The 23,298-nt window shown below is 70.3% G+C and carries 26 protein-coding genes and 1 pseudogene; 7 read left to right on the forward strand and 20 right to left on the reverse strand.

The features are described 5' to 3' along the window. Nucleotides 1-40: 40 nt before the first annotated feature. Complete coding sequence (locus tag VV01_RS15235) at nucleotides 41-1,381, reverse strand: sugar ABC transporter substrate-binding protein (protein WP_071606405.1); 1,341 nt, start codon at nucleotides 1,379-1,381, stop codon at nucleotides 41-43. A gap of 279 nt (nucleotides 1,382-1,660) precedes the next feature. Between VV01_RS15235 and VV01_RS15240 the strand changes: the two genes are divergently transcribed. Beyond that, a complete protein-coding gene (locus VV01_RS15240) occupies nucleotides 1,661-2,740 on the forward strand; it encodes an ABC transporter ATP-binding protein (protein WP_050670619.1) in 1,080 nt (359 codons plus the stop codon). A 149-nt stretch (nucleotides 2,741-2,889) separates the two neighbouring features. Here the strand turns inward: VV01_RS15240 and VV01_RS24420 are convergent, their stop codons facing one another. Together VV01_RS24420 and VV01_RS24945 are read right to left on the reverse strand one after the other, a co-directional pair. Further along, nucleotides 2,890-3,405: a hypothetical protein gene (locus tag VV01_RS24420; RefSeq protein ID WP_231635248.1), complete on the reverse strand. Its 516-nt coding sequence runs from the start codon at nucleotides 3,403-3,405 to the stop codon at nucleotides 2,890-2,892. Between the two features lie 264 nt (nucleotides 3,406-3,669). After that, a pseudogene (locus VV01_RS24945) lies at nucleotides 3,670-3,882 on the reverse strand (type IV toxin-antitoxin system AbiEi family antitoxin domain-containing protein); the annotation flags it as partial. Nucleotides 3,883-4,043: 161 nt separating this feature from the next. On the opposite strand from VV01_RS24945, the gene VV01_RS15250 reads away from it, so the two are divergent. Beyond that, nucleotides 4,044-5,288, forward strand: coding sequence for a DUF4032 domain-containing protein (locus VV01_RS15250; protein ID WP_050670621.1), 1,245 nt, complete (start codon nucleotides 4,044-4,046; stop codon nucleotides 5,286-5,288). A gap of 108 nt (nucleotides 5,289-5,396) precedes the next feature. Here VV01_RS15250 and rlmB read toward each other — a convergent pair whose 3' ends face one another. The 6 genes from rlmB to VV01_RS15280 all read right to left on the reverse strand — a co-directional run bounded on the left by rlmB (nucleotide 5,397) and on the right by VV01_RS15280 (nucleotide 10,601). Continuing rightward, complete coding sequence (rlmB, locus tag VV01_RS15255) at nucleotides 5,397-6,389, reverse strand: 23S rRNA (guanosine(2251)-2'-O)-methyltransferase RlmB (protein WP_050670622.1); 993 nt, start codon at nucleotides 6,387-6,389, stop codon at nucleotides 5,397-5,399. A gap of 1 nt (nucleotide 6,390) precedes the next feature. Next, the gene (cysS, locus tag VV01_RS15260; protein WP_050670623.1) at nucleotides 6,391-7,821 is read right to left on the reverse strand and encodes a cysteine--tRNA ligase; all 1,431 of its coding nucleotides are present in this window, start codon (nucleotides 7,819-7,821) and stop codon (nucleotides 6,391-6,393) included. A gap of 72 nt (nucleotides 7,822-7,893) precedes the next feature. After that, nucleotides 7,894-8,511, reverse strand: coding sequence for a YidC/Oxa1 family membrane protein insertase (locus VV01_RS15265; protein WP_050670624.1), 618 nt, complete (start codon nucleotides 8,509-8,511; stop codon nucleotides 7,894-7,896). 63 nt (nucleotides 8,512-8,574) lie between these two features. Continuing rightward, a complete protein-coding gene (locus VV01_RS15270; protein ID WP_071606582.1) occupies nucleotides 8,575-8,844 on the reverse strand; it encodes a DUF6412 domain-containing protein in 270 nt (89 codons plus the stop codon). 15 nt (nucleotides 8,845-8,859) lie between these two features. After that, nucleotides 8,860-9,519 carry an MBL fold metallo-hydrolase gene (locus VV01_RS15275; RefSeq protein WP_197275056.1) on the reverse strand — a complete coding sequence of 220 codons (660 nt, stop codon included), beginning with the start codon at nucleotides 9,517-9,519 and terminating at the stop codon, nucleotides 8,860-8,862. Continuing rightward, nucleotides 9,516-10,601, reverse strand: a complete 1,086-nt coding sequence (locus VV01_RS15280) for an S-(hydroxymethyl)mycothiol dehydrogenase (RefSeq protein WP_050670626.1) — start codon at nucleotides 10,599-10,601, stop codon at nucleotides 9,516-9,518. Before VV01_RS15280 ends, VV01_RS15275 begins: the two co-directional genes overlap by 4 nt. 61 nt (nucleotides 10,602-10,662) lie before the next feature. Here VV01_RS15280 and VV01_RS15285 point away from each other — a divergent pair, with 61 nt between their 5' ends. Beyond that, nucleotides 10,663-10,965 carry a winged helix-turn-helix domain-containing protein gene (locus tag VV01_RS15285; protein ID WP_050670627.1) on the forward strand — a complete coding sequence of 101 codons (303 nt, stop codon included), beginning with the start codon at nucleotides 10,663-10,665 and terminating at the stop codon, nucleotides 10,963-10,965. A 15-nt stretch (nucleotides 10,966-10,980) separates the two neighbouring features. On the opposite strand, the gene VV01_RS15290 is transcribed toward VV01_RS15285, so the two are convergent. Next, on the reverse strand, nucleotides 10,981-11,826 hold the full coding sequence (locus tag VV01_RS15290) for a LysR family transcriptional regulator (protein WP_050670628.1): 846 nt from the start codon (nucleotides 11,824-11,826) through the stop codon (nucleotides 10,981-10,983). A 95-nt stretch (nucleotides 11,827-11,921) separates the two neighbouring features. On the opposite strand from VV01_RS15290, the gene VV01_RS15295 reads away from it, so the two are divergent. After that, the gene (locus VV01_RS15295) at nucleotides 11,922-12,656 is read left to right on the forward strand and encodes an SDR family oxidoreductase (protein ID WP_050670629.1); all 735 of its coding nucleotides are present in this window, start codon (nucleotides 11,922-11,924) and stop codon (nucleotides 12,654-12,656) included. A gap of 85 nt (nucleotides 12,657-12,741) precedes the next feature. Here the strand turns inward: VV01_RS15295 and VV01_RS23940 are convergent, their stop codons facing one another. Together VV01_RS23940 and VV01_RS23945 are read right to left on the reverse strand one after the other, a co-directional pair. Beyond that, nucleotides 12,742-13,098: a hypothetical protein gene (locus VV01_RS23940; protein WP_197275057.1), complete on the reverse strand. Its 357-nt coding sequence runs from the start codon at nucleotides 13,096-13,098 to the stop codon at nucleotides 12,742-12,744. Nucleotides 13,099-13,148: 50 nt separating this feature from the next. Then, nucleotides 13,149-13,604, reverse strand: coding sequence for a CYTH domain-containing protein (locus VV01_RS23945; RefSeq protein ID WP_197275058.1), 456 nt, complete (start codon nucleotides 13,602-13,604; stop codon nucleotides 13,149-13,151). Nucleotides 13,605-13,745: 141 nt separating this feature from the next. On the opposite strand from VV01_RS23945, the gene VV01_RS15305 reads away from it, so the two are divergent. Continuing rightward, the gene (locus tag VV01_RS15305; protein ID WP_050670630.1) at nucleotides 13,746-14,420 is read left to right on the forward strand and encodes a DUF6928 family protein; all 675 of its coding nucleotides are present in this window, start codon (nucleotides 13,746-13,748) and stop codon (nucleotides 14,418-14,420) included. 5 nt (nucleotides 14,421-14,425) lie between these two features. On the opposite strand, the gene ispF is transcribed toward VV01_RS15305, so the two are convergent. From ispF to VV01_RS15320, 3 genes are all read right to left on the reverse strand, one after another. Further along, the gene (ispF, locus tag VV01_RS15310; protein ID WP_050670631.1) at nucleotides 14,426-14,926 is read right to left on the reverse strand and encodes a 2-C-methyl-D-erythritol 2,4-cyclodiphosphate synthase; all 501 of its coding nucleotides are present in this window, start codon (nucleotides 14,924-14,926) and stop codon (nucleotides 14,426-14,428) included. A gap of 210 nt (nucleotides 14,927-15,136) precedes the next feature. Then, the gene (ispD, locus tag VV01_RS24780; RefSeq protein ID WP_071606406.1) at nucleotides 15,137-16,393 is read right to left on the reverse strand and encodes a 2-C-methyl-D-erythritol 4-phosphate cytidylyltransferase; all 1,257 of its coding nucleotides are present in this window, start codon (nucleotides 16,391-16,393) and stop codon (nucleotides 15,137-15,139) included. A 102-nt stretch (nucleotides 16,394-16,495) separates the two neighbouring features. Then, a complete protein-coding gene (locus VV01_RS15320; protein WP_050670632.1) occupies nucleotides 16,496-16,978 on the reverse strand; it encodes a CarD family transcriptional regulator in 483 nt (160 codons plus the stop codon). 266 nt (nucleotides 16,979-17,244) lie between these two features. Here VV01_RS15320 and VV01_RS15325 point away from each other — a divergent pair, with 266 nt between their 5' ends. Beyond that, on the forward strand, nucleotides 17,245-17,784 hold the full coding sequence (locus tag VV01_RS15325; RefSeq protein ID WP_157508868.1) for a hypothetical protein: 540 nt from the start codon (nucleotides 17,245-17,247) through the stop codon (nucleotides 17,782-17,784). 61 nt (nucleotides 17,785-17,845) lie between these two features. Here VV01_RS15325 and VV01_RS15330 read toward each other — a convergent pair whose 3' ends face one another. Continuing rightward, nucleotides 17,846-18,529 (reverse strand): response regulator transcription factor, encoded by a 684-nt coding sequence (locus VV01_RS15330; protein WP_050670634.1) that lies wholly within the window; start codon nucleotides 18,527-18,529, stop codon nucleotides 17,846-17,848. Then, a complete protein-coding gene (locus VV01_RS15335) occupies nucleotides 18,526-19,785 on the reverse strand; it encodes a sensor histidine kinase (protein WP_071606407.1) in 1,260 nt (419 codons plus the stop codon). Before VV01_RS15335 ends, VV01_RS15330 begins: the two co-directional genes overlap by 4 nt. A gap of 194 nt (nucleotides 19,786-19,979) precedes the next feature. On the opposite strand from VV01_RS15335, the gene phoU reads away from it, so the two are divergent. Further along, the gene (gene phoU, locus VV01_RS15340) at nucleotides 19,980-20,651 is read left to right on the forward strand and encodes a phosphate signaling complex protein PhoU (RefSeq protein WP_050670635.1); all 672 of its coding nucleotides are present in this window, start codon (nucleotides 19,980-19,982) and stop codon (nucleotides 20,649-20,651) included. Between the two features lie 76 nt (nucleotides 20,652-20,727). On the opposite strand, the gene VV01_RS15345 is transcribed toward phoU, so the two are convergent. Genes VV01_RS15345 through mshA form a run of 3 tightly spaced genes read right to left on the reverse strand, consistent with a single transcriptional unit; the run spans nucleotide 20,728 to nucleotide 23,297 of the window. After that, nucleotides 20,728-21,474 (reverse strand): phosphoglyceromutase, encoded by a 747-nt coding sequence (locus VV01_RS15345; RefSeq protein ID WP_050670636.1) that lies wholly within the window; start codon nucleotides 21,472-21,474, stop codon nucleotides 20,728-20,730. A 30-nt stretch (nucleotides 21,475-21,504) separates the two neighbouring features. Continuing rightward, complete coding sequence (locus tag VV01_RS15350; RefSeq protein WP_050670637.1) at nucleotides 21,505-21,993, reverse strand: YbjN domain-containing protein; 489 nt, start codon at nucleotides 21,991-21,993, stop codon at nucleotides 21,505-21,507. Further along, nucleotides 21,990-23,297 carry a D-inositol-3-phosphate glycosyltransferase gene (gene mshA / locus VV01_RS15355; protein WP_050670638.1) on the reverse strand — a complete coding sequence of 436 codons (1,308 nt, stop codon included), beginning with the start codon at nucleotides 23,295-23,297 and terminating at the stop codon, nucleotides 21,990-21,992. The genes VV01_RS15350 and mshA overlap by 4 nt, the downstream gene beginning before the upstream one ends. Nucleotide 23,298 lies beyond the last annotated feature (1 nt).

The raw sequence follows: 23,298 nt of genomic DNA on the forward strand, positions 1-23,298 counted from the left end.
GTACGACGGGTGGCGGGCACCCGTCGCACCCCGTGGGCGGTCAGCCCTTGGCGATGTTGGCGACGATCTCCTTCTGCGCCGCTGTGAACCGCGCCTGCGGCTGCGCCTTGCCCGAGATCACGTCGGCGATCGCGAGACCCATCGGCTCCCAGACGGAGTTCATGGCCGGGATGTTGGGCATGGGCTTGCCCTCCTTGCCCGCCTCGAACCACGCCTTCACGTCGGGGTTGGCCGCAGAGACCTTGTCGTAGGCCGCCTTCAGGGCCGGCGGCCGGTTGCCGGCGGTGAACAGCGCCTCCTGCACGTCCTGGCGCGGGACGTACCTGGTGACGAACTCCTGCGCGAACGCGGCGTTCTTGGCCGTGGCCGAGACGTAGAACATCTGCACACCGAGGAACGGCTTCATCGAGCCGCCGCCCTCGACGCTCGGCAGCGGGCTGATGGCGTACTTGATGCCGGCCTTCTTGGCCTTGTCGATCGCCCAGGGGCCGCTGATCATGTACGGCGCCTTCTTGGAGTTGAAGAGCGTGTCGACGTTCTTGTCGTCGATGTTGGTCGACAGCGCGCCCGCCTTGCCCATCTTGGCGAGCAGCTGGCCGCCCTTGACCGAGCCGGGGCTGCCGACGATGACCTTGGCCGGGTCGTAGTCGCCGTTGGCCTTGGTGCCGAAGATGCCACCGTCGTACGCCGACAGGTACGGGTAGCCGTTGTAGGCGTCACCCTTCTTGCTGATCTGCTGGGCGAGGATGTTGGTGACCTTCTTGCTGGCCACGAGCTTCTTGCCGGTGGACAGCAGGTCGTCCATCGTCTTGGGCGCCTCGGGCGCGAGCTCGGTGTTGCGGATCAGGCCGATGTTCTCGACGGCGTACGGCACGCCGTAGACCTGACTGTTGAACTTCGTCGCGGCCATCGCCTGCGGCTGGAACTTCGCCTGGTCGGCGGCCGAGAGGTTGACCGGGCTGACGGTGGCGTTCTGGACGAGCTCACCCAGCCAGTCGTGCGCACCGACAAGCACGTCGGGGCCCTTGCCGACCTTGGTGGCGTCCTTGAACTGCTGGCGGGCGTCGGTGACGATCTGCACCGCCACGGTGATGCCGTTCTCCTCGCCGAACTGCGCGGCGTACTTGCTCAGCACGGGCGCACGGTCGGCGTCGGACCAGATCACCAGGTCGGCCTTGGCGTCGCGGGCCGGGTCCTTGGTCGAGACCGTGGTCGGCGCGGCGGCCGGCGCACCGGAGTCGCCGGCACCCGAGCTCGCTGCCGGGGGCGTCTGCGCGGCGGAGCCGGAGGCGCTGCTCCCGGAGTCGGACGAACCGCCGCAAGCGGCCAGCAGGAGAGCTGCCGACCCTCCGACAGCGATGGCGAAGGGGCGTGTGAACACGAGAGAGCTCCTTGACGATCCGGGGGCCACGGCGACCAGATGTGTGATGTGACCTGCGTCATAGTGCCCGACTCCTGCAGCGTCTTGCAAGATCTTGCAGAAATTCTGCAGTGGGCCAGCCAGCGCGGTCCGCGAAGCCGCGGCGTCGGCGTACCGGGCGATTCGCCCCATGACCCAGGTCACATGAGGCAGGATCGAGCGACCGGGTCCCCATGGCCCGGTGTTCCATCACAACGGATCGTCCGGCACGTTCCTGCCGGTGACGGAAAGGCTCCACCCATGGCAACAGTCACCTATGACCAAGCGACCCGCGTCTATCCCGGCTCCGACAAGCCCGCGGTCGACGCGCTCAACATCGACATCGAGGACGGCGAGTTCCTCGTCCTGGTCGGTCCCAGCGGTTGCGGCAAGTCCACCTCCCTGCGCATGCTCGCCGGCCTCGAAGAGGTCAACGGCGGGCGCATCCTGATCGGCGACCGCGACGTCACCGACCTGTCGCCCAAGGACCGCGATGTGGCGATGGTGTTCCAGAACTACGCGCTCTACCCCCACATGTCCGTCGCCGACAACATGGGCTTTGCGCTCAAGATCGCCGGCACGCCCAAGGCCGAGATCAAGGAGCGCGTGCTCGAGGCGGCCAAGATCCTCGACCTCGAGCCGTTCCTCGACCGCAAGCCCAAGGCGCTCTCGGGCGGCCAGCGGCAGCGTGTGGCGATGGGCCGGGCGATCGTCCGCTCGCCGCAGGTGTTCCTGATGGACGAGCCGCTGTCCAACCTCGATGCCAAGCTGCGCGTGCAGACCCGCACCCAGATCGCTTCTCTCCAAAGGCGATTGGGCGTCACGACGGTCTACGTCACGCACGACCAGACCGAGGCCATGACGATGGGTGACCGCGTCGCCGTGCTCAAGGACGGCCTGCTCCAGCAGTGCGACACCCCGCGCCGCATGTACGACCACCCCAACAACGTGTTCGTCGCCGGCTTCATCGGCTCGCCCGCCATGAACCTCCTCGACGTGCCCGTCACCGACGGCGGCGTCGAGCTCGGCTCGGTCGTGCACCCGGTCGAGCGCGGGGCGCTGTCGGGTGCGGGTCAGCGCGTCACGCTCGGCGTCCGCCCCGAGGACCTCGTCCTCAACGACAGCGCTCAGGGCATCCCGGTCGAGGTCGACGTGGTCGAAGAGCTCGGCGCCGACGCCTACGTCTATGGCCACACGCTCATCGGAGATGAACAGCTGCAGATGATCGCGCGCGTCGACGGTCGCACCCCGCCCGAGAAGGGCGCCACCGTGCACTTCACGCCCAAGGAGGGCCACGTGCACCTGTTCGACCCCGAGTCCGGCGAACGCCTCGGCGACTGAGGTCTAGGAGGACAGAGGCGGGGTACGCCGGGGCTCAGCTCCCGGCGTACCCCCGGTCAGCCGCCCACCGCCAGAACTGAGTCCTGGTGGTTTGACCGAGTTCGAACTCGGTCAAACCACCAGGACTCAGTTCTGGCGTTGCTCGTGGTTCAGGCAGCCAGCGCAAGCGCGGCCTGAATCCTCGCCTGGATCACCTTCGGACGCTGCAGGTCCGCCCACACCACGCGAACGACGGTCCATCCCGCTCGGCGCAGGCCGTCCTCCCGATGCTTCTCGGCGACGAGCACCTTCGCGCCGTCATCGCCCTGGTACTTCACCTCGCCGTCGAACTCGATCAGGACACGGGTTCCGACCACGCGAAAGTCGGCGCAGGCACCGCTCCGCCCGTCCATGGCGATCTCGAACTGCGTCTCGACGTCGATGCCCAGACCCCTGAGCAGCAGCCTCAACCTCGTCTCACCCACGGACTCACTTCGAGCGTCCATGAGCTCCAGCATCCGTGATGCACGCCCCAGCCGACTGCACCCATGAAGAACCGTGATCACCCGTTCGAGGTCGTCCCGGGTGACCGACCCGACCCGAAGCGCGTGATCCGCGGAAACCACGCCTGCGACGACACCTGCATCACGAGCAACGTCGACAACAGCCCAGGCGACGTCCTCCACCGCCCAGCCCTCGACGTCACTCACCTGCGGCATGACGTACGGACGGCGAATGATGACGCTCGGCGTCGACCGCGTCGCACTCTTGTTGGTCCACACTCCTTGCGCCCGCTCGTAGCTCACGCCGAACAGGTCGATGCCGTGCAGGGCCAGTGCAGACCGACCCGCTGCTGCCGCATGGACGTTGCTCACGAGCATCGCCTGGCTCAGCTCGACGAGTCGGGCACTCGGTAAGCCAGGCTCCGGGCACGTCGAGTACACCCCGCGAATCACCTGGCGGACGTGTCGGGCCTGGACGAGGCGCCTCAGCTCGAACGCGCTGACGCCCAGCTGCTCGGCCTCTTGCCGGCGGAATAGACCGGCACGTGACTCGGCCAGCCTGTCGAGATCTGCACTGGTCATGCATCCAACCGTGGCGGATCGCGCGCTCCCCCGCTGACGCCCTGTGGATAACGTGGCCGCGCGGGCACATTCATCCATAGCCCCGTCAGAACTGAGTTCTGGTGGTCTGACCGAGTTCGAATCCGGTCAGACCACCAGAACTCAGTTCCGACCCCACGGCCGGGCGAGCGAACCGCTGGGCTGGGCGGCGAGGGCCGGGGTTGGTGCGCGGACGGGCCGACGGTGGGACGATGCGAGACGTGGCTCTGGAGCTCACGGCCGCGCGCCCGTACCCCGCGCTGCTCGACCTGCCCTGGGACGTTCCCCTGGAGGAGTGGCCCGAGGAGATCCTGGCCGCGCTCCCCCGCGGCATCTCGCGGCACGTCGTACGGTTCGTCCGCCTCGAGGGCCGAGTCATCGCGGTCAAGGAGATCAAGGCCGACCTCGCGCGCCGCGAGTACACCATGCTGCGCAACCTCGGACGCCTCGGCCAGCCCTGCGTCGTACCCGTGGGTGTGGTGAGTGGACGTACGACGGCCGCGGGCGAGCCGCTCGACGCCTGTCTGCTGACGCGGCACCTGCAGTTCTCGCTGCCCTACCGCGCGATGCTCAGTCAGACGCTGCGCCCCGACACGGCCGACCGGCTCGTCGACGCTCTCGCGGTGCTGCTCGTCCGCCTCCACCTGACCGGGTTCTGGTGGGGTGACGTGTCGCTGTCCAACACGTTGTTCAAGCGCAACGCCGGCGAGTTCGCGGCCTACCTCGTCGACGCCGAGACCGGCGAGCTGCACGACAGCCTGAGCGACGGCCAGCGCGAGCACGACCTCGACATCGCCCGCGTCAACATCGCCGGCGAGCTGATGGACCTGCAGGCCGGCGGCCTGATCGGTGAGGACGTCGACCCGGTCGATGTGAGCGAGCAGATCATGACGCGCTACCGCTCGCTGTGGGAGGAGCTTACCAAGCGCGAGCGATTCGAGACCGGCGACCGGTGGCGGGTCGAGGAACGCATCCGCCGCCTCAACGACCTCGGATTCGACGTGGGCGAGCTCGACATCACCACCGACATCGGCGGCACCGAGATCCAGATCCAGCCCAAGGTCGTCGACGCCGGCCACCACTGCCGCCGTCTGCTGCGGCTCACCGGTCTCGACGTGGAGGACAACCAGGCGCGCCGGCTCCTCAACGACCTGGACGCCTACCGCGCCGCCACCGACCGGCAGAACGACGACGAAGAGCTCGTGGCGTACGACTGGCTCACCAAGATCTACGAGCCCATCACCCGCACGGTGCCGGCCTCGATGCGCGCCAAGCTGGAGCCGGCCGAGATCTTCCACGAGGTGCTGGAGCACCGCTGGTACATGTCGGAACGGCGCGGCGAGGACGTCACCATCGAGGAGGCCATCGTCGACTACGTCGCGACCGTGCTCCCCGACAAGCCGGATGAGAAGGCCGTCGTCGGCGTCGACACCGAGTCCATCCCCGTGCGCGCTCGCACCGACTGACTCAGCGAGTCAGGCTGTCCCACAAGACATCTCGTACGCCGACCGCTACGCAGCGCACCTACTCGACCAGCGGACCCGTCACGCGCGCGTTCTCGAGCAGCGACATTGTCACGCACGCGCGCGCTGGCGCGAGATCTCGTACAGCGTCACCGAGGCGGCGATGCCGGCGTTGAGCGACTCGACGGCCGAGCTCATCGGCACCGACACGATCTGGTCACACGTCTCGCCGACGAGGCGCGACAGGCCCTTGCCCTCGGAGCCGACGACGATCACCAGCGGCTCGTCGGCAAGGGTGATCTCGGGCAGCGACACGTCGCCGTCCATGTCGAGCCCGAGCACGAAGAACCCGGCCTTGCGGAAGTCCTCGAGCGTGCGAGTCAGGTTGCCTGCCAACGCAACGGGCACGCGCGCGGCAGCACCGGCCGAGGTCTTCCAGGCTGCTGCGGTCATGCCGACCGAACGACGTTCGGGTACGACGACGCCGTGCCCGCCGAACGCCGCCACCGAGCGGATGATGGCGCCGAGGTTGCGCGGGTCGGTGATGCCGTCGAGCGCCACGACCAGCGGGATGCCCGGTGCCTCGGGGTCGATCAGGTCACCAGGGTGGGCGTAGTCGTACGGCGGCACCTGCAGCGCGAGGCCCTGGTGCACAGCGCCGTCGGTGAGACGGTCGAGCTCACCGCGGGGAGTCTCCAGGATCGGGATCGCCCGGTCGGCGGCGATCTTCAGCGCCTCGCGCACCCGGTCGTCGGAGTCGACCCGACCGGCGACGTACATCGTGGTCGCGGGGATGTCGGTACGCAGCGCCTCGACGACCGAGTTGCGGCCGGCGATGACCTCGGACGACTGCTTCGAACGCCGACCGCCCGACGAGCGCGGCCGCGAGCCACCGCCCGAGCCGCCCGACCCACCGGTCCCCGACGCCGACTTCTCGGCGCGCTTGGCCGCCTTGTGCGCCTTGTGGTTGGGGCGGTCGGCCGCCTTGGGCGTCGGCCCCTTGCCCTCGAGCCCGCGACGGCGCTGGCCGCCGCTGCCGACGACCATGCCCTTCTTGGAGCCGGCCTTGCGGATGGCGCCCTTACGACGCGAGTTGCCTGCCATGTCAGTCCTTCTCGGTGTCGGCGTCGGGGCGGGCCAACGACCAGCGCGCACCATCAGGGGTGTCCTCGACCGCCACGCCGGCCGCCGCCAGCTGGTCGCGGATCGTGTCGGCGGTGGCGAAGTCCTTGTCGGCGCGAGCCGCCTTGCGCTGTGAGATCAGCGCCTCGACGAGCACGCTCAGCGCGTCCTCCGCGCGTGAGTCGACCGACGAGCTCCAGTGCGGGTCAAGCGGATTGACCCCCAGCACGCTCGTCATGGCGACGACCTCAGCGGCGCGGTCGCGCGCCACGTCGGTGTCGCCGTCGTCGAGTGCGGTGTTGCCCTCGCGCACCGCGTCGAACACCACCGCGAGCGCGCCCGACACGTTGAGGTCGTCGTCCATCGCGTCGGCGAAAGCCGTTGGTACGGAAGGCGACCGGTCGGCGTACGACGACGGGTCGGCTCGCTGCAGGAAGCTCTCGATGCGCTCGACGGCGGCGCCGGCCTCGGCCAGCGCACCCTCGTGGTACTCGATCGTCGCGCGGTAGTGCACAGCGCCGAGGTAGTAGCGCAGCACGATCGGGCGCACGGTCTTGGTGAGCTCTTCGACCGTGAGCGTGTTGCCGAGTGACTTGCTCATCTTCTCGCCGGACAGGGTGACCCAGCCGTTGTGCATCCAGTACTGCGCGAATCCCATTCCGGCAGCACGTGATTGGGCCTGCTCGTTCTCGTGGTGCGGGAACCGCAGGTCGATGCCACCACCGTGGATGTCGAACGTGTCGCCCAGCCAACGACGCGCCATCGCCGAGCACTCCAGGTGCCAGCCCGGCCGCCCCTCGCCATAGGGGGTCGGCCACGACGCGGAGCGCGGCTCGTCGGACTTGCGGCCCTTCCAGAGCGCGAAGTCACGTGGGTCGCGCTTGCCCCTCGGGTCGGCGTCCTCCGCCGGCTCCATGTCGTCGAGCGACTGGCGCGTCAGCTCGCCGTACGAGGGCCAGGACTTCACGTCGAAGTAGACGTCGCCGCTGCCGTCGGGCGCGGGGTAGGCGTGGCCCTTCTCGATGAGGGCTTCCATGATCTCGACCATGTCGGGGACGTGCCCGGTGGCGCGCGGCTCGTACGACGGTCGCAGGACTCCCAGCGTGTCGAGCGCGTCACTGGTCTCACGCTCGTGCGCGTAGGACCAGGCGAACCAGTCGGCGTCGTGCTCGGCCGACTTGCGCAGGATCTTGTCGTCGATGTCGGTGACGTTGCGCACGAGCGTGACGTCGAGGCCGTGGCCGGTGGTCAGCCAGCGGCGCAGGATGTCGAACGCCACGGTGAACCGGACGTGCCCGATGTGGGGCGAGCCCTGAGTGGTGAGTCCACAGATGTAGATGCCCGCCTTGCCCTCGTGCTGCGGGACGAAGTCGCGCAGCGAACGGGTCGCGGTGTCATAGATCTGCAGAGTCACGGCGCCGAGTCTAACGACGACGGGCGGGTACGCCGGACCGCGCGAGCCCGCGGACCGGCGTACCCGGGTGCGTCAGGGGGCTACGACGCGGGGGCCGTACGCGCGGTGCAGCCACAGCCGCTCGGCGAGCGCCCAGGCGGTCGAGGTGAGCAGGTAGAGGCCGGCCGCGAGCGGCAGCACAGCCACCGCGATCACGGTGCCGAACGACAGAGCCGGCAGGACCCGGGCGGTCCGCTCCATCGCCGCGGCCATCTCGGGAGTGGCGCTCTCGGGGAGAGTCGGCGCGGTCGCCGTACGCCGCGTGAACCGGTACGACGCCCACGCCACGGCCGCGACAGCCACCAGCAGCACGGCGAACACCGCCACCTGCCAGCCCGCGGCGGCGACGAGATGCAGGCCCAGGGGCGCTCCGAGCAGGCTCTGGCTCAGCAGCAGGTTGGCGTGCCCGGCGATGGTGGTGGTCGTGAACAACCGGTAGACCACCGAGATGACCGGCATCTGCACCAAGATCGGCAGACAGCCCGCGCGGCCGTCACGCGAAGCGCGGTACGCCGACCGCACGAGCGGGTGCAGCGCCAGCCGGACGAGGCAGGTGAGGGCGACGACGGCCAGACCCGCCGGGAGCACGTCGGTGAGGTGGACGAGGACGGCGTGGAGCAGCAGCACGACAGGGTCGAGGAAGGACGGCACAGCAGGGACCTCCGGTGAGGGTGGAACGAGAAAGGTGGACCGGAGGCGGGAGAGCCCGAGAGGTCAGGCGCCCGCCGGGCTGTGGCCGGGGGCGCGCGGCCGCCGTCGGCCGGGCAGGTCCGGCCGTCGCAGCGCGACGAGCAGCGATCGCCACGCGCGCCGGCGGCGATCGACCACGACGGAGCGGCAGACGGTCGGTCGCACAGCCAGAGCGACTGCTGCGACGACCGCGATCAGCACGCTCACGGCCGCTGCGACGGAGGTGCCGAGGACGACGTGTGCGACGGGCAGCAGCAGGACGACGGCCAGGGCCGTGTCGAGCTCGCTCAGCATCTGCACGGAGCCAGCCTAGTGGCCGCGGTCGACCCACTCCTGCAGATGCGGGGCCTCCGCGCCGATCGTGGTCGAGTCGCCGTGGCCGGTGAGTACGACCGTCTCGGGCGGCAGCGTCAGCAGCCGGTCGCGGATCGAGTCGATGATCGTCGGGAAGTCGCTGAACGACCGCCCGGTGGCTCCGGGCCCGCCCTGGAACAGCGTGTCTCCGGTGAGCACGACCCCGAGCGAGGGCACGGAGAAGCAGCAGGCGCCCGGCGCATGGCCCGGCGTGTGGATGACCTCCAGCGTCACGCCCGCGACCTCGATGCGGTCGCCGTCGGCCAGATCGCGGTCGGGCTCGACCTCGTCGTACACCCGGTCCCACAGCGCGCGGTCGGCCGGATGGAGGTACGACGGCGCCTGGGTGGCGTCGTACACCTCACCGACGGCGCTGATGTGGTCGTCGTGCGCGTGGGTGCACAGGATCGCGGTGAGGGTGCGGTCACCGATCGCCTCGAGGATCGGTGTGCCCTCGTGAGCGGCGTCGATCACCACGCACTCGTCGTCGTTGCCGATGATCCACACGTTGTTGTCGACGTCCCAGGTGCCGCCGTCGAGGCTGAACGTGCCCGCGGTGATCACCCGCTCGATGCGCACGCCGTCACGGTCGACGACGGTCTCTGCCGAGCTCACAGGACCACCACCGAGCGCAGCACGTCGCCGCCGTGCATCGCCTCGAACGCCGCCTCGACGTCGCCGATGCCGATCTTCTCGGTGACGAACGCGTCGAGGTCGAACCGACCCTGGCGGTAGAGGTCGACCAGCATCGGGAAGTCGCGCGAGGGGAGGCAGTCGCCGTACCAGCTCGACTTCAGCGCGCCGCCGCGACCGAACACCTCGATGAGCGGCAGCTCGATCTTCATGTCCGGTGTGGGTACGCCGACGAGCACGACCGTGCCCGCGAGATCCCTTGCGTAGAAAGCCTGTTCGTAGGTCTCGGGTCGCCCGACCGCCTCGATGACGACGTCCGCGCCGAAACCTCCGGTGAGCTTCTTGATCTCCTCGACGGTGTCGGACTCCTTGCTGTTGATGGTGTGCGTGGCGCCGAAGTCCTTGGCGCGGCACAGCTTGCGGTCGTCGACGTCGACCGCGATGACCGTGGTGGCACCGGCGATGGACGCGCCTGCGATGGCGGCGTTGCCGACCCCGCCGCAGCCGATGACCGCGACCGAGTCGCCGCGCCCGACGTTGCCGGTGTTGACCGCGGCGCCGAACCCGGCCATCACGCCGCAGCCCAGCAGGCCGACCGCAGCGGCTTCGGCGTCGGGGTCGACCTTGGTGCACTGACCGGCGGCGACGAGCGTCTTCTCGGCGAACGCGCCGATGCCCAGGGCGGGCGACAGCTCGGTGCCGTCCGTCAGCGTCATCTTCTGCTCGGCGTTGGCGGTGTCGAAGCAGTACCAGGGCTGCCCCTTGCGGCAGGCACGGCACTGCCCGCAGACGGCCCGCCAGTTGAGGATCACGAAGTCACCGGGCGCGACGTCGGTGACGCCCTCGCCGACGGCCTCGACCGTGCCTGCGGCCTCGTGCCCGAGCAGGAACGGGAACTCGTCGTTGATGCCGCCCTCGCGGTAGTGCAGGTCGGTGTGGCAGACCCCGCAGGCCTCGACCTTGACGACCGCCTCACCCGGCCCAGGGTCGGGGATCACGATGTCGACCAGCTCGACCGGCTCCCCCTTCGCGCGGGCGACGACTCCCTTGACGGTCTGCGGCATGGTGGCTCCTCGGCGTCGAGTGCAGGGGTACGCCACGATTCTAGGCCCGTACGCTGAACCGATGGGCACGCCCTCGCTCGAGCCCGTGCTGCACAACCCGGTACGCCGGCGGCTGTGCTCAGCGCTGGTCCTTACCGGTGCGCTCGACCGGGCCACGCTGCAGCGCCTGGTCGCTCTCCCCGACGCCACGCTCGACGAGCACCTGGCGGCCCTGGAAGGCGCCGGGTACGTGGCGGTGAGCGACGTCGTACGCCTCACTGACACCGGCCGGTCGGCTCTCGTGACGGACGAGGCCGAGCGCGACCGGCTCGCGCGTCAGCTGCGCGAGACCGGCCGTGACCAGTCCCCACCGCCCCAGGCGTAGCGCCTCACGAGCGGTTCACAGCCGGGCCGCGGTGCGGACCAGACCAGCCACACCCGGTGAGGTGCTGTGCGGCGGCCAGGCGATGACGGTCGTGACCTGCGGAGCGTCCGAGATCGGGACGACGGCCAGCCCCTCGCGCACGCTCGAGCCGGCCGACTCGGGGAGCATGATCGCCGTCCGGCCGAGCCGCACGAGCTGCAGGATCTGGGTCTGGTCGCGCAGCTCAGGGCCGGGGCCGTCCGGGTAGGTCCCGTCGAGGTGGGGCCACCGCGGCAGCGGCAGATCGGGGATCGAGGCCGCCTCCTGCACCGTCATCGACGTCATCGCGCTCGCCGGGTGCCCGGCGGGCAGCACCAGCACCTGGTTCTCGGTCGTCAGCTCTTCGAGATCGAACCCGCTCAGGTCGTCGAACGGACGGTGCAGGATCGCGACGTCGGCCCGCCCGTCGCGCAGCATCGCCGCCTGGTGACCCGGCGGGCTCAGCAGCACCTCGACCTCAGCGGCGTCGGGCTCGGCAGCGTAGGCGTCGAGCAGCTTGGCCATCAGCTCGCTCGACGCACCGGCTTTCGCGGTCAGGACGACGGAGGCCCGGGTGGCCGCCTCGACCGTGCGGCGGGTCCGGCGTTCGGCCGCCTCGACGGCCGCGAGTGCTGCCCGGCCCTCGCGCTGCAAGGTCTCACCGGCAGGCGTGAGGGTGACACCGCGGGGCGTACGGACGAACAGTGCGGCTCCGAGACGCCGCTCCAGCTGAGCGATCGCACGTGACAGCGGCGGCTGGGCCATCGCGAGCTGCTCGGCGGCCCGCCCGAAGTGCAGCTCGTCGGCCACCGCGAGGAAATAGCGCAGCTCGCGAGTCTCCACCGATCCAGCGTATGCCGGGCTCCATACCCTTGCGGTATCGACCTCGACCGGATCGGTCTTGGACCCAGCCACCGGTGCGGGCACAGCATCAACACATGACGCACAGCACTGACAGCACCAAGACAGCACTGGTCACCGGCGCCAACAAGGGCATCGGGTACGAGATCGCCGCAGGCCTGGCCCGGCGCGGGTTCAGCGTCGGGATCGGCGCCCGCGACGAGGGGCGTCGCGAGGAGGCGGTCGCCTCGTTGCGCGCCGAAGGACTCGACGTGTTCGGCGTACCGCTCGATGTAACCGACGACGCCAGCGTCGCCGCCGCGGCGACCCAGCTGGCTGAGCGCGGAGGTCTGGACGTCCTCGTCAACAACGCCGGCATCACCGGCGGGATGCCGCAGGAGCCGACCCAGGTGAGCGCGGATCAGGTCCTCGCGGTCGTCGACACGAACGTGGTCGGCGTGATCAGGGTGACCAACGCGCTGCTGCCCCTGCTCCGGCAGGCACCGTCGCCGCGGATCGTCAACGTCTCGAGCACGGTCGGGTCTCTGACGCTGCAGACCGCGCAGGCCGACGCCGTCGGGCCGATCTCCGCGGCGTACTCACCGACGAAGTCCTACCTCAACGCCGTCACCATCCAGTACGCCAAGGAGCTCGCCGACACCAACGTCCTGATCAACGCCGGCTGCCCCGGCTTCGTCGCCACCGACCTCAACGGGCACCGTGGCACGCGTACGCCGGAGCAGGGCGCCGCGGTCTTCCTCGAGCTCGCGACCCTCCCCGACGGCGGGCCCAGCGGCACGTTCCGTGACGAGACGGGTGTCCAGCCCTGGTGAGTCACGCGCAGGGCACGGCCGGTCTCGCGCGTCAGCTGCGCGAGACCGGCCGCGACCTGCCTGCGTCACCGCAGGCACAGGCGCCTCAGTAGCGGTTCAGGATCAGGTTGGTCTTGAGCACGTCGGTGTGCAGCAGCCAGCCCTTGCCGTCGGTCGTGCTGATCGCCTGCGAGCGCAGCGACGCCGCCTGCGACTGGGTGTCGGTCTTGAACGACAGCTCGACGACGTTCTCGGTGCCCGTGCCCGACGCCGCCTTCACGGGCAGCACCTCGACGTCGACCTCGACGCCTTGCCAGGTGCCCTTCCAGACGGTCGAGGTGACCGGGCCGTGCTGCCGGGACGCGCTCAACGTGTCGCCGCCCCATCCGTTCGAGCCCCAGTCGTCGAGCTTGCCCGGGATCTCGTTGACCAGCCAGGTACGGCCGGTCGACTCGCTCGGCATCGACGTGCCGCTGTAGCCGCTCGCCGAGTGGCTCTTCTCGTTGCTGAAGCTCAGCGTCTGCTTGCTGTAGCCCCAGTCGACCTGGGCCTCGTAGTTGGTGTCGGAGGAGTCGAAGCCCTCGGTGTTGGCCTGCGTGAGCGCGGCGTCGACGCGACGTCACCGTTCGAGACGGCGTACCGCTTCTTGGAGGTCTCCTCGAAGTCCTTGCCGCTCTTGTGCCGCAGCCGCACGCTCCACCCCTGCGCGTCGAGCGCGAGCGCCGAGGTGTCGTAGTACGAGTACGACCGCTTCGCCCCGGTGCTCGACAGCCCGAACGCGCTGCGCACGGCCGCGGTCGGCGTACCCGTGGAGTCCAGGGCCGAGGCGCCCAGGTTGAGCTTGACCTCGTACGACGGGACCGCGTTGGCGTCGGCGTGCGCCGAGGTGTTCACCGCCGGCGCGAGGGCCGCAGCGGTGAGAGCGACGGTCAGCAGGGTGGCGCGGCGTCCGCGCGTGATGAGGGTCATGCGCCTGACCGTGGCGAGCGTGCGTGACGCCCGCGTGACACTCCGTTGTCGGACGTACGGCGGGCTGCCGCGGCGCTCGTGAACGTCCGGTCACGCCGGCCTCCAGGTTCGGTCAAGGACCGGCCGTCTAGTCTGCCCGGCATGGGCAGGTACTCGTGCACGGCGCTGTCACCGCACCGTCCTGCGGGCGACCTCACGATGCTGCGGGCGTCCGACGCCGACGCCGCGCTCGCGTCCGTGCGCGACCTGCTCCCGGGCACGCACTGGTCGCTCGTGCGCACCGGTCGCTGGCTGAGCGAGGTCTGTGCTGACGGCGAGGTCGGTGTCGTCGTGTGCGGGGGCACCGCCCTGGTGCGCGGCGTCGACCCGAGCAGGCTCGACATCGACCCGGTTGCGGACGGCCTGTGGCACCTCGAGGTGCAGACGACCAGTGACGCCTACGCCGTACGCGTGTCCACGCCGACCGTGCTGCGCTCGGTCGATCTGTGGCCCGGTATGACGGACGCCGACCTGGCGCGGTCGACCACGGGGAGCCCGCTGCCGCCCGAGGAGCCGTTCTGGGCCGGTGAGCACGACCGGCCCGAGCTCGCGGGCGCGGCCGTCGCGTTCGACCTCGCCGACTACGGCCGCGCGGTGTTCGAGTGGATGTTCGGCTGGGACCTGCACCACCCGGATGCGCCCGGCTCGGCGGTCGACCTGACGTCGCTGTCGCTGCACGTGTTCGCTCCGGGCGCCGCCCCTGAGCCGACGCCCGAGCAGGCACGGCCCGAGCCCGAACGACGACGCGGCCTCTTCGGCCGGAAGCGCAGCCGGTGACCCGCTCAGCCGATGAACGGCGCCTCACCCGGCACGACGAGCGCCGTCGCGATCGCCGCCACACCCTCACCACGCCCCGTCAGCCCGAGACCGTCGGCGGTCGTGGCTGACAGCGACACGGGTACGCCGCCCAGCGCCTCGCTGAGCACACCCTGCGCCTCATCACGGCGCGGGCCGAGCTTGGGCCGGTTGCCGATGACCTGAACGGCGACGTTGCCGATGCGAAAACCGTTGGCGGACAGGATCTTTCGTGCTTCGGCGAGCATGTCGACACCGCGTGCGCCGGCCATCTCGGGCCGCCCCGTGCCGAAGTGCTGGCCGAGATCGCCGAGCCCGCTCGCCGAGAACAGCGCGTCGCACATCGCGTGGGCGACCACGTCACCGTCGGAGTGGCCCTCGATCCCGCGCTCCCCCGGCCACTCCAGGCCCGCGAGGTGCAGGGGGCGGTCGTCGTCGGCGTACGCGTGGATGTCGACGCCGATCCCTGTTCGAGGCAGCTCAGTCACGCCGTCGATCGTCCCACGCCGAGGGGTCCGCCTGAGAAGCGACGCGAGCGGCGGTTCTCAGGCCGCGGCGACCCCGGCCGGCTGAGAAGCGACGCGAGTGGGCGGTTCTCAGGCCGTGGCTAGCCCTGCCGCCTGAGAACTGCGCCGAGCGGGCGGTTCTCAGGTCAGGACGCTCCGAACCCGCTGAGTACTGCTGCGAGTGGGCGGTTCTCAGATCGACAGCCGCTCAACCGCATCCAGCACGGTCTGCGCGAGCTCGCCCGGAGTCAGGGCCGCAGTGTCGAGGCGCAAAGTGGGCGCCCAGTCGGCGTACTCGCGGTCCCGGACCTCTCGCCAGCTCGGCACCGCGTGGCCCTCGATGTCCGCGACGCGCTCGGTGACGCGGCGCTCGTGCTCCACCTCGTCGGAGCACACCAGCTCGATCTCGAGAACGCGGGCGCCGTGGCGGCGGGCTACGTCACGCCACGCTGTACGCGTGACTGGCAACGGGTTGACCGTGTCGGCCACGACGGAGGTGCCGAGCGCGAGCTGATCTGAGGCGACCTCGAAGGCGACCGCGTAGCCGGTTGCGGGCGGCACCGCCGTCGCGCCCGCTCGGGCCATCGCAACCTCGACAGTGTCGATACGCACGTGCACGATCGGCGTACGGCGTCCGATCGCCCTCGCCAGGGTGGTCTTGCCGACGCCCGGAAGACCACCGAGCACGATGAGGACCGGTGCGGTCGTCGCCACCGCACCGGGGGCCGCCGCCGATGCGAGGCGCTCGACGGTCTCGAGGTCGGCGGGGTGAGTCACCTTGAGCGCCAACGGATCTCCGTCGATCACGACGACCTTGCCGCCCTGGCGCTCGACCAGCGCGGCGTCGTCGGTGGCCTGCTCGCCGCCTGCGTGTGCCCGGTCGAGCGCGGCCCGGCTGAAGCCCTGCGGCGTCTGGACCGCCCGCAACGACGAGCGGTCCGGTGTCGCGACGACGTGCCCGTCGCCGTCGACCTGCTTGATGGTGTCGGTGACGGCGAGTCCGGGCACGACCGCGTCGTACCCCGCCTCGACCGCAGCGGTCACCGCATCGAAGAGCGCGGTCGGCGCCAGTGCCCGCGCCGCGTCGTGCACCAGGACGACGTCGACCTCGGGCGCGAGCGCCCGCAGCCCGGCCGCCACGGAGTCCGTACGCTCCGCGCCGCCCTCGACGACGAACAGCTCGGCCGTGCCGACAGTGCAAGCCGCGTCGTTCTGAGCCTCGCCGGAGCGACGCGGCGTGCACTCTCGGGACAGCGCGGCGTCGAACTCGGCCCGGTGCGACGCGGGCACCACCACGACGACCTGACGTACGCCGGCTGCGGCCCGCGCCCGGCGCACGGCGTGGACGACCAGGGGCTCGCCGGCGACGGGCACGAGCGCCTTGGGGCGATCAGCGCCCAGGCGCGTGCCCAGGCCACCGGCGACGATGACGACACCGACCGTGCTCACGACACTCCTCACGACGTGCGGACGAACAGGCTGCAGACCAACAGGCTGCAGACATGGATGACGCCCGTGACGAGAACCGTCACGGGCGTCATCTCAGGTGAATCAGGAGGCGAGCACCTCGTCGAGGGTGGCCTCGGCCTTGTCCTCGTTGGTGTGCTCGGCCAGCGCGAGCTCGGACACCAGGATCTGGCGGGCCTTGGCGAGCATGCGCTTCTCGCCGGCCGACAGTCCGCGGTCCTGGTCACGGCGCCACAGGTCACGCACGACCTCGGCGACCTTGATCACGTCACCGGAGGCGAGCTTCTCGAGGTTGGCCTTGTAGCGGCGCGACCAGTTGGTCGGCTCCTCGGTGTGGTCGGCGCGAAGCACCTCGAACACCTTGTCGAGGCCTTCCTTGCCGACGACGTCTCGCACGCCCACGAGATCGCAGTTCTCGGCCGGGACCTCGATGGTGAGATCCCCCTGTGCGACCTTCAGCTTGAGGTACTGCTTGTCCTCTCCCTTGATCTTGCGGACGTTGATCTCTTCAATGAGGGCCGCCCCGTGGTGCGGGTACACGACCGTCTCGCCGACCTTGAAAGCCATATGGTGTTTGCCCCTTTCGCGGGTTAAAGAATACCACGGAACCGCGGCATCACTGAATCGTTTGCGCAGGTCAGAGGCCTAATGAGGCCGTCCACACTCCGCGGATCCGGCCTTGACACGAGCGCCGTCGACATGCTTCGCGCGCGGTACGGAAACGGCATCGGCGGATGACGTCGACGTGACCCCGGTCACGTCGACCGGACGGGCCACGTCCGAGGTGCGGCCTTGCGTACGAGTGCCGCCGACCGCCCGGTAGTCTGACGCCCGTGATGCGCCCAGCCACCAGTCCCCGTCGTGTGCGGGCCCTTGCCGGCGCCGGAGCGCTCGGCGCCGCGGTCCTGCTCAGCAGCTGCCAGTCGCTCTCGGAGCAGACGACCGACCTCAAGTACGACGCCGCCGACGGCGTCTCCTCGAGTGTCGGCGCCCTCCAGCTGTCCGACGTGCTCGTCGTGACGACGGGCAAGGGGGCGGCCGGCCACCTCTCCGGCATGGTGACCAACAACGGTGAGTCCGCCGCCCAGCTGCAGATCTCACCGACGGGCGGCCAGCCCCAGACGATCACCGTGCCGCCGCTCACGGCGGTCCGCCTCGACGGCAAGCCCTCCGGTGACGGCACGGCCAAGGTCCCTGCGGTCACGGTGCCCTCGGTCAACGTCGAGCCCGGCGCGATGCTGCCCATCACGTTCGGCACCGGCAGCGCCGGCAGCTCGCCGGTCCAGGTGCCGGTCCTGCTCGACCACCCGCCCTACGGCACCGCCTCGCACGAGCCCGAGGGCGAGTCCACGGGCAGCGGCGAGCACCACTGATCCACATACGACGACGGCCACCCCGCATCAGCGGGGTGGCCGTTCGCATGTCATGGATCGATCAGGGTGCCTCGAACTTGTAGCCGAGACCGCGCACCGTGACGATGAACTTGGGGTTGCCCGGGTCGGGCTCGATCTTGGCGCGCAGCCGCTTGACGTGCACGTCGAGCGTCTTGGTGTCACCGACGTAGTCGCTGCCCCAGACCCGGTCGATCAGCTGCATGCGGGTGAGCACCCGACCGGCGTTGCGCAGCAGCATCTCGAGCAGCTCGAACTCCTTGAGCGGCAGCTGCACCGCGTCGCCGTTGACCGCGACCGTGTGGCGCTCGACGTCCATGCGCACCGGGCCGCTCTCGAGCGTCGCCGGCAGCAGCTCGTCGGCCTCCTGCCCCCGCCGCAGCACTGCCTTGATGCGGGCGAGCAGCTCGCGGCTGGAGTACGGCTTGGTGACGTAGTCGTCGGCACCCAGCTCGAGCCCGACGACCTTGTCGACCTCGCTGTCCTTGGCGGTCAGCATGATGACCGGCACGTTGGAGCGCTGCCGCAGGTTGCGGCACACGTCGACGCCGGACATGCCGGGCAGCATCAGGTCGAGCAGCACCAGGTCGGCTCCGCTGCGGTCGTAGTCGACCAGGGCGTCCGGGCCGGTCTCGGCGACCGACACGTCGTACCCCTCCTTGCGCAGGAGGTACGAGAGCGGGTCGGAGAAGGACTCCTCGTCCTCGACGACCAGGATGCGGGTCATGCGTGTGTCCTTCCTGAGGGCGTACGGGGATGGTTGAGCTGAGAGGTGTCGGCGGGTACGCCGTCGGGGGCGGCGGCGTCCGCGGTCTCGTCATCGGCATCGGTGGTCGCGGCCTCGTCGGCGGCGGGGAGGCGGATCGTGAACGTCGACCCCTGCCCCTCCTCGCTCCAGACCGTGACCTCACCGCCGTGGTTGACGCTGACGTGCTTGACGATCGCGAGGCCGAGGCCGGTGCCGCCGGTCTCGCGGGAGCGGGCCGGGTCGACGCGGTAGAACCGCTCGAAGATGCGTTCCTGCTCGGCCGCGGGGATGCCGGGCCCCTGATCGGTGACCGCGATCTCGACGATGTCGTCGCACCGGCTGATCGTCGTGGCGACCCGCGTGCCCGAGTCGGAGTAGTTGATGGCGTTGGCGACCAGGTTGCGTACGGCGGTCGTGAGCAGCTCGCCGTCGCCGTAGACCGCCATCGGCCCCTGCCCGGAGGTCGCGCTGACGAGCTCGATGTCACGGTCGTCGGCGACGAGCCGCAGGTGGTCGAGCGCGTCCGCGACGGACGCCACGACGTCGACGAGCACGGGCTCGTGCAGCGTGTCGGCGACCTGGAGCCGGGACAGCTGGACGATCTCGCGCACGAGGGTCGACAGGCGCTCGGTCTCGACCTGCATGCGCATCGCGAACCGCTCGACCGCCTCGGGGTCGTCCTTGGCGCCCTCGACGGCCTCGGCGAGCAGCGACAGCCCGCCGACCGGCGTCTTGAGCTCGTGGCTGACGTTGACGACGAAGTCGCGCCGGGTCTCCTCGACGCGGCGGGAGTGGGTGCGGTCCTCGACCATCACCAGGACGACCTCACCGTGCAGCGCGGCGACGCGGACGCCGAGGGTCAGGCGCCCCTGGCCGAGCGGGCCGCGGGGCAGCTCCATCTCGACCTCGCGGATCACCCGGTCGCGCCGCACCTGACGTACGAGATAGCGCAGCTCGTGGTGCACCATCTCGGCACCGCGCACCAGGCCGAGGGCCTGGGCGGCCGGGCTGGAGCGGATCACCCGGTCGGACGCGTCGACCACCATGGTCACCGACCGCAGCACCCCGAGGACGTCCTGAGCGCCCCGACGCAGGGACGGCTCGTGGGCGGCAGGCCCGGCGGCTGCCCGCTCGGCGCGGACCTCGCCACGCCGGTGCAGCACGACAGCGGCCGCCACGGCACCGACGACGGCGCCGACGAGCAGCCACACGAGCGTCGTACCCAGGTCAGACACGCCGACCAATGTACGTCTGCCAGCACACCCGACTGACCACAGCGAGCCCTGACCGGCAGGAGACGCCGACTGTTCACCTGGGGTCCGAAAGGTGTTCATGGGAAACTGTCATGGTCGGGCCCGAGCGCACCGCCCGGGCGCCGATGTCGGCTGCGCCGACGCCAACCTCGGACCGAAGGATTGAAGGACCACCCATGCGCGATGCGTTCCACGAGGACCTCGACCGCATCTCCGACGATCTCGTCGAGATGACCACGATGGTCGGCAAGGCCATCGAGCGTGCGACCAAGGCCCTGCTCGAGGCCGACCTCGGCACGGCAGAGAGCGTCATCGCTGCCGACGACGACATCGACGAGCTGCGTCGCCAGGTCGACGACCGCTGCGTCGACCTCCTGGCCCGCCAGCAGCCGGTTGCCACCGACCTGCGCATGGTCGTCACGGCCATGCACATGGCCTCCGACATCGAGCGCATGGGCGACCTGGCTCGCCACATCGCCAAGGTCGCGCGTCGCCGCTACCCGGAGGGCGCGATCCCTGAGGACGTCGCCAAGATCATCGCTCAGATGGAGCAGGTCGGCGCCGACCTCGTGACCAAGACCGGTCAGGCCATCGCCGGCAAGGACGTCCACGCCGCTGTGCAGATCGCCAAGGACGACGACCAGCTCGACGAGCTGCACCGCACGATCTTCAACACGCTGCTGGGCGGTGACTGGTCGTACGGCACCGAGGCGGCCGTCAATCTCACGCTCATCAGCCGCTACTACGAGCGGTTCGGCGACCACGCGGTGGCCGTCGCCAACCGCATCGTCTACCTCGTCACCGGCAGCTACGGCACCGAGGACGAAGGCCTGGTCACCAAGGCGTGATCGCCTAGGGGGTCGGCAACGGCACGAGGCGCCCACCGCGATGATCGCGGTGGGCGCCTTCGTCGTACGGGTCGGGTCAGCGGCCCTGGTTGGCCACCGCGTCGGCGGCGGCCTTGGCTGCCTCGGGGTCGAGGTAGCGGCCACCCTTGACGGTGGGCTGCAGGGTCGACTCGTCGAGCTCGTACACCAGCGGCATACCGGTCGGGATGTTCAGGCCGACGATGTCCTCGTCGGAGATGCGGTCCAGGTGCTTGACCATCGCGCGCAGCGAGTTGCCGTGGGCCGCGACGAGCACGGTCTTGCCTGCCTTCAGGTCGGGCACGATGGCCGACTCCCAGTACGGCAGGAACCGCTCGATGACGTCCTTGAGGCACTCGGTCAGCGGCGCCTGGTCACCGAGGTCGGCGTAGCGCACGTCGGTGTCCTGGCTCCACTCCGAGCCCTTCTCGATCGCCGGCGGCGGTGTGTCGTACGAGCGGCGCCAGGTCATGAACTGCTCCTTGCCGAACTCCTCGAGGGTCTCCTTCTTGTTCTTGCCCTGGAGGGCGCCGTAGTGGCGCTCGTTGAGGCGCCAGTCGCGCTTGACCGGGATCCAGTGCCGGTCGGCCGCGTCGAGGGCGAGGTTGGCCGTGGTGATCGCGCGGCGCAGCAGCGAGGTGTGCAGCACGTCGGGCTCCAGACCTGCCTCGCGGATGAGCTCACCGCCGCGGGCGGCCTCAGCCCGGCCCTTGTCGGTCAGGTCGACGTCGACCCAGCCGGTGAACAGGTTCTTGGCGTTCCACTCCGACTCGCCGTGGCGCAGCAGGACAAGCGTGTAAGTCATGGCGCCGAGTCTAGAGATGCCGCTCGCGCGTCAGGCGTCGTGCTCCAGCAGGTGGCGGAACGCCTCGAGGTTGCGGGTGGACTCACCGCGCGAGATGCGCCAGTCCCACTCCTTCTGCATCGAGGTGCGGAAGCCGAGCACGAGCAGCTCGTTGAACGCGTCGTCGCTCGCCTCGAGCAGCACGCCCATCAGCTGGTCGAGGTATGCCGACGTGATCGCCTCCAGCGGCACCTGCCCCACGACGTAGACGTCGCCGCTCTTGTCGATCGCGTAGCCGAGGCCGGGCAGCCGCAGGTTGCGGCGCAGGAGGTAGCGGTAGAACGCCTCGTGGTTCTCGTCGGCGTTGCGGACGACGAACGCCGACACGGACAGTCCCTGCTCACCGACCTTGAGAGAGGCGACGGTCTTGAGCTTGCGCTCACCGGGGAGCGTGACGACGTACTCACGCTCCGAAGCGCCCGGTTCCCACTCGATCTCGGCGTCCGCGAGGTAGGTCTCGATGGTCTCGGTCACGCTCATGGGATCACTGCCTTCGGAATGCCGGTCAGATGTGCCTGCTTGTCCGCGCCGGACGCCGAGTCACCGTGGCACGCAGCGCGGTAGAGCTCGAGCAGGCGTTCGGTGGTGCGTTCCCAGCCGTACGACGCGGCGTGCGCGACCGCCTGCTCGGCCAGGGTCGTACGCCGCTCGGGGTCGTTCAGCAGGTCGCCGAGCGCGTGGGCCCAGTCGTGTGGGTCGTGGCCTTCGACGAGCGCTCCCCCGTCGCCCACAGCGGTGGGCAGGCCGCCGACGGCTGCGGCGACCACGGGCGTCCCGCACGCCTGCGCCTCGACGGCGACCAGCCCGAACGACTCGTTGTACGACGGCACGGCCAGCAGGTCGGCGGCGCGGTACCACTGCGCGAGCTCGGCGCGCTCGACCGGCGGCACGAGGCGTACGACGTCGGCGAGGTCGAGCTCGTCGACCAGGTCTGCCAGGGCCTCGGGGTGGTCGAGCCCGGACCCGCTCGGCCCGCCGAGCACGGCGACGACGAGCCGCTCGCGTCGGGACGGGTCGTGCCGCAGCAGCTCGGCCGCCGCCCGGACCAGCACGTCGGGCGCCTTCAGCGGCTGGATGCGACCCACGAACAGCAGGACCTCGGCGTCGGCGGGCAGGCCCACCGCCTCACGCGCCGCGGCGCGGTCGCCCGGGGTGAAGGTCTCCAGGTCGACGCCGGGCGGGATGACGCGCACCTTGGCCGGGTCGGCGTCGTACAGGTCGATCAGCTCGTCCGCCTCGCGGTCGGTGTTGGCGACCAGCCAGGTGGCGGCGCGCACGACCTGCTCCTCACCGATCTCACGGCCGGGCGGCTCGGGGCGGTCGCCCTCGGCGAGCTGGGCGTTCTTGACCCGCGCCATCGTGTGCATCGAGTGCACGAGCGGCACCTGCCAGCGGTCGGCCGCGAGCCAGGCCACCTGCCCCGACAGCCAGTAGTGGGAGTGGACCAGGTCGAAGTAGCCCTCGGGCTGGGCCGCGCCGATGCGCTGGACCCCGACCGTGAACGCGCACAGCTGGCCGGGGAGGTCGTCCTTGCCGAGGCCCTCGAACGGGCCGGCGTCGACGTGGCGCACCAGCACGCCGGGCATGAGCTCGACGGTCTCCGGCTGGGCGGCGGTCGTCCGCCGGGTGAACACCTCGACCTCGACGCCCGCACGGGCCAGGTGCTTGGCCGTCTCGACGACGTAGACGTTGAGACCGCCCGCGTCACCGGTGCCCGGGCGTTCGAGCGGCGAGGTGTGCACGCTGATCATCGCGACGCGCCGCGGGCATGGTTGAACGCTCATC

The organism is Luteipulveratus halotolerans, from assembly GCF_001247745.1.
GTDB lineage: Bacteria > Actinomycetota > Actinomycetes > Actinomycetales > Dermatophilaceae > Luteipulveratus > Luteipulveratus halotolerans.

Excerpts from the sequence above, each read along its gene's own strand:
- VV01_RS15240 (WP_050670619.1), top strand. The coding sequence starts at position 1,661 with ATGGCAACAGTCACCTATGACCAAGCGACCCGCGTCTATCCCGGCTCC.
- rlmB (WP_050670622.1), bottom strand. The coding sequence starts at position 6,389 with ATGGCAGGCAACTCGCGTCGTAAGGGCGCCATCCGCAAGGCCGGCTCC.
- VV01_RS15270 (WP_071606582.1), bottom strand. The coding sequence starts at position 8,844 with ATGCTGAGCGAGCTCGACACGGCCCTGGCCGTCGTCCTGCTGCTGCCC.
- VV01_RS15280 (WP_050670626.1), bottom strand. The coding sequence starts at position 10,601 with ATGCCGCAGACCGTCAAGGGAGTCGTCGCCCGCGCGAAGGGGGAGCCG.
- VV01_RS15285 (WP_050670627.1), top strand. The coding sequence starts at position 10,663 with ATGGGCACGCCCTCGCTCGAGCCCGTGCTGCACAACCCGGTACGCCGG.
- VV01_RS15295 (WP_050670629.1), top strand. The coding sequence starts at position 11,922 with ATGACGCACAGCACTGACAGCACCAAGACAGCACTGGTCACCGGCGCC.
- VV01_RS23940 (WP_197275057.1), bottom strand. The coding sequence starts at position 13,098 with ATGCCGAGCGAGTCGACCGGCCGTACCTGGCTGGTCAACGAGATCCCG.
- VV01_RS23945 (WP_197275058.1), bottom strand. The coding sequence starts at position 13,604 with ATGACCCTCATCACGCGCGGACGCCGCGCCACCCTGCTGACCGTCGCT.
- VV01_RS15305 (WP_050670630.1), top strand. The coding sequence starts at position 13,746 with ATGGGCAGGTACTCGTGCACGGCGCTGTCACCGCACCGTCCTGCGGGC.
- VV01_RS15320 (WP_050670632.1), bottom strand. The coding sequence starts at position 16,978 with ATGGCTTTCAAGGTCGGCGAGACGGTCGTGTACCCGCACCACGGGGCG.
- VV01_RS15330 (WP_050670634.1), bottom strand. The coding sequence starts at position 18,529 with ATGACCCGCATCCTGGTCGTCGAGGACGAGGAGTCCTTCTCCGACCCG.
- phoU (WP_050670635.1), top strand. The coding sequence starts at position 19,980 with ATGCGCGATGCGTTCCACGAGGACCTCGACCGCATCTCCGACGATCTC.
- VV01_RS15345 (WP_050670636.1), bottom strand. The coding sequence starts at position 21,474 with ATGACTTACACGCTTGTCCTGCTGCGCCACGGCGAGTCGGAGTGGAAC.
- VV01_RS15350 (WP_050670637.1), bottom strand. The coding sequence starts at position 21,993 with ATGAGCGTGACCGAGACCATCGAGACCTACCTCGCGGACGCCGAGATC.
- mshA (WP_050670638.1), bottom strand. The coding sequence starts at position 23,297 with ATGAGCGTTCAACCATGCCCGCGGCGCGTCGCGATGATCAGCGTGCAC.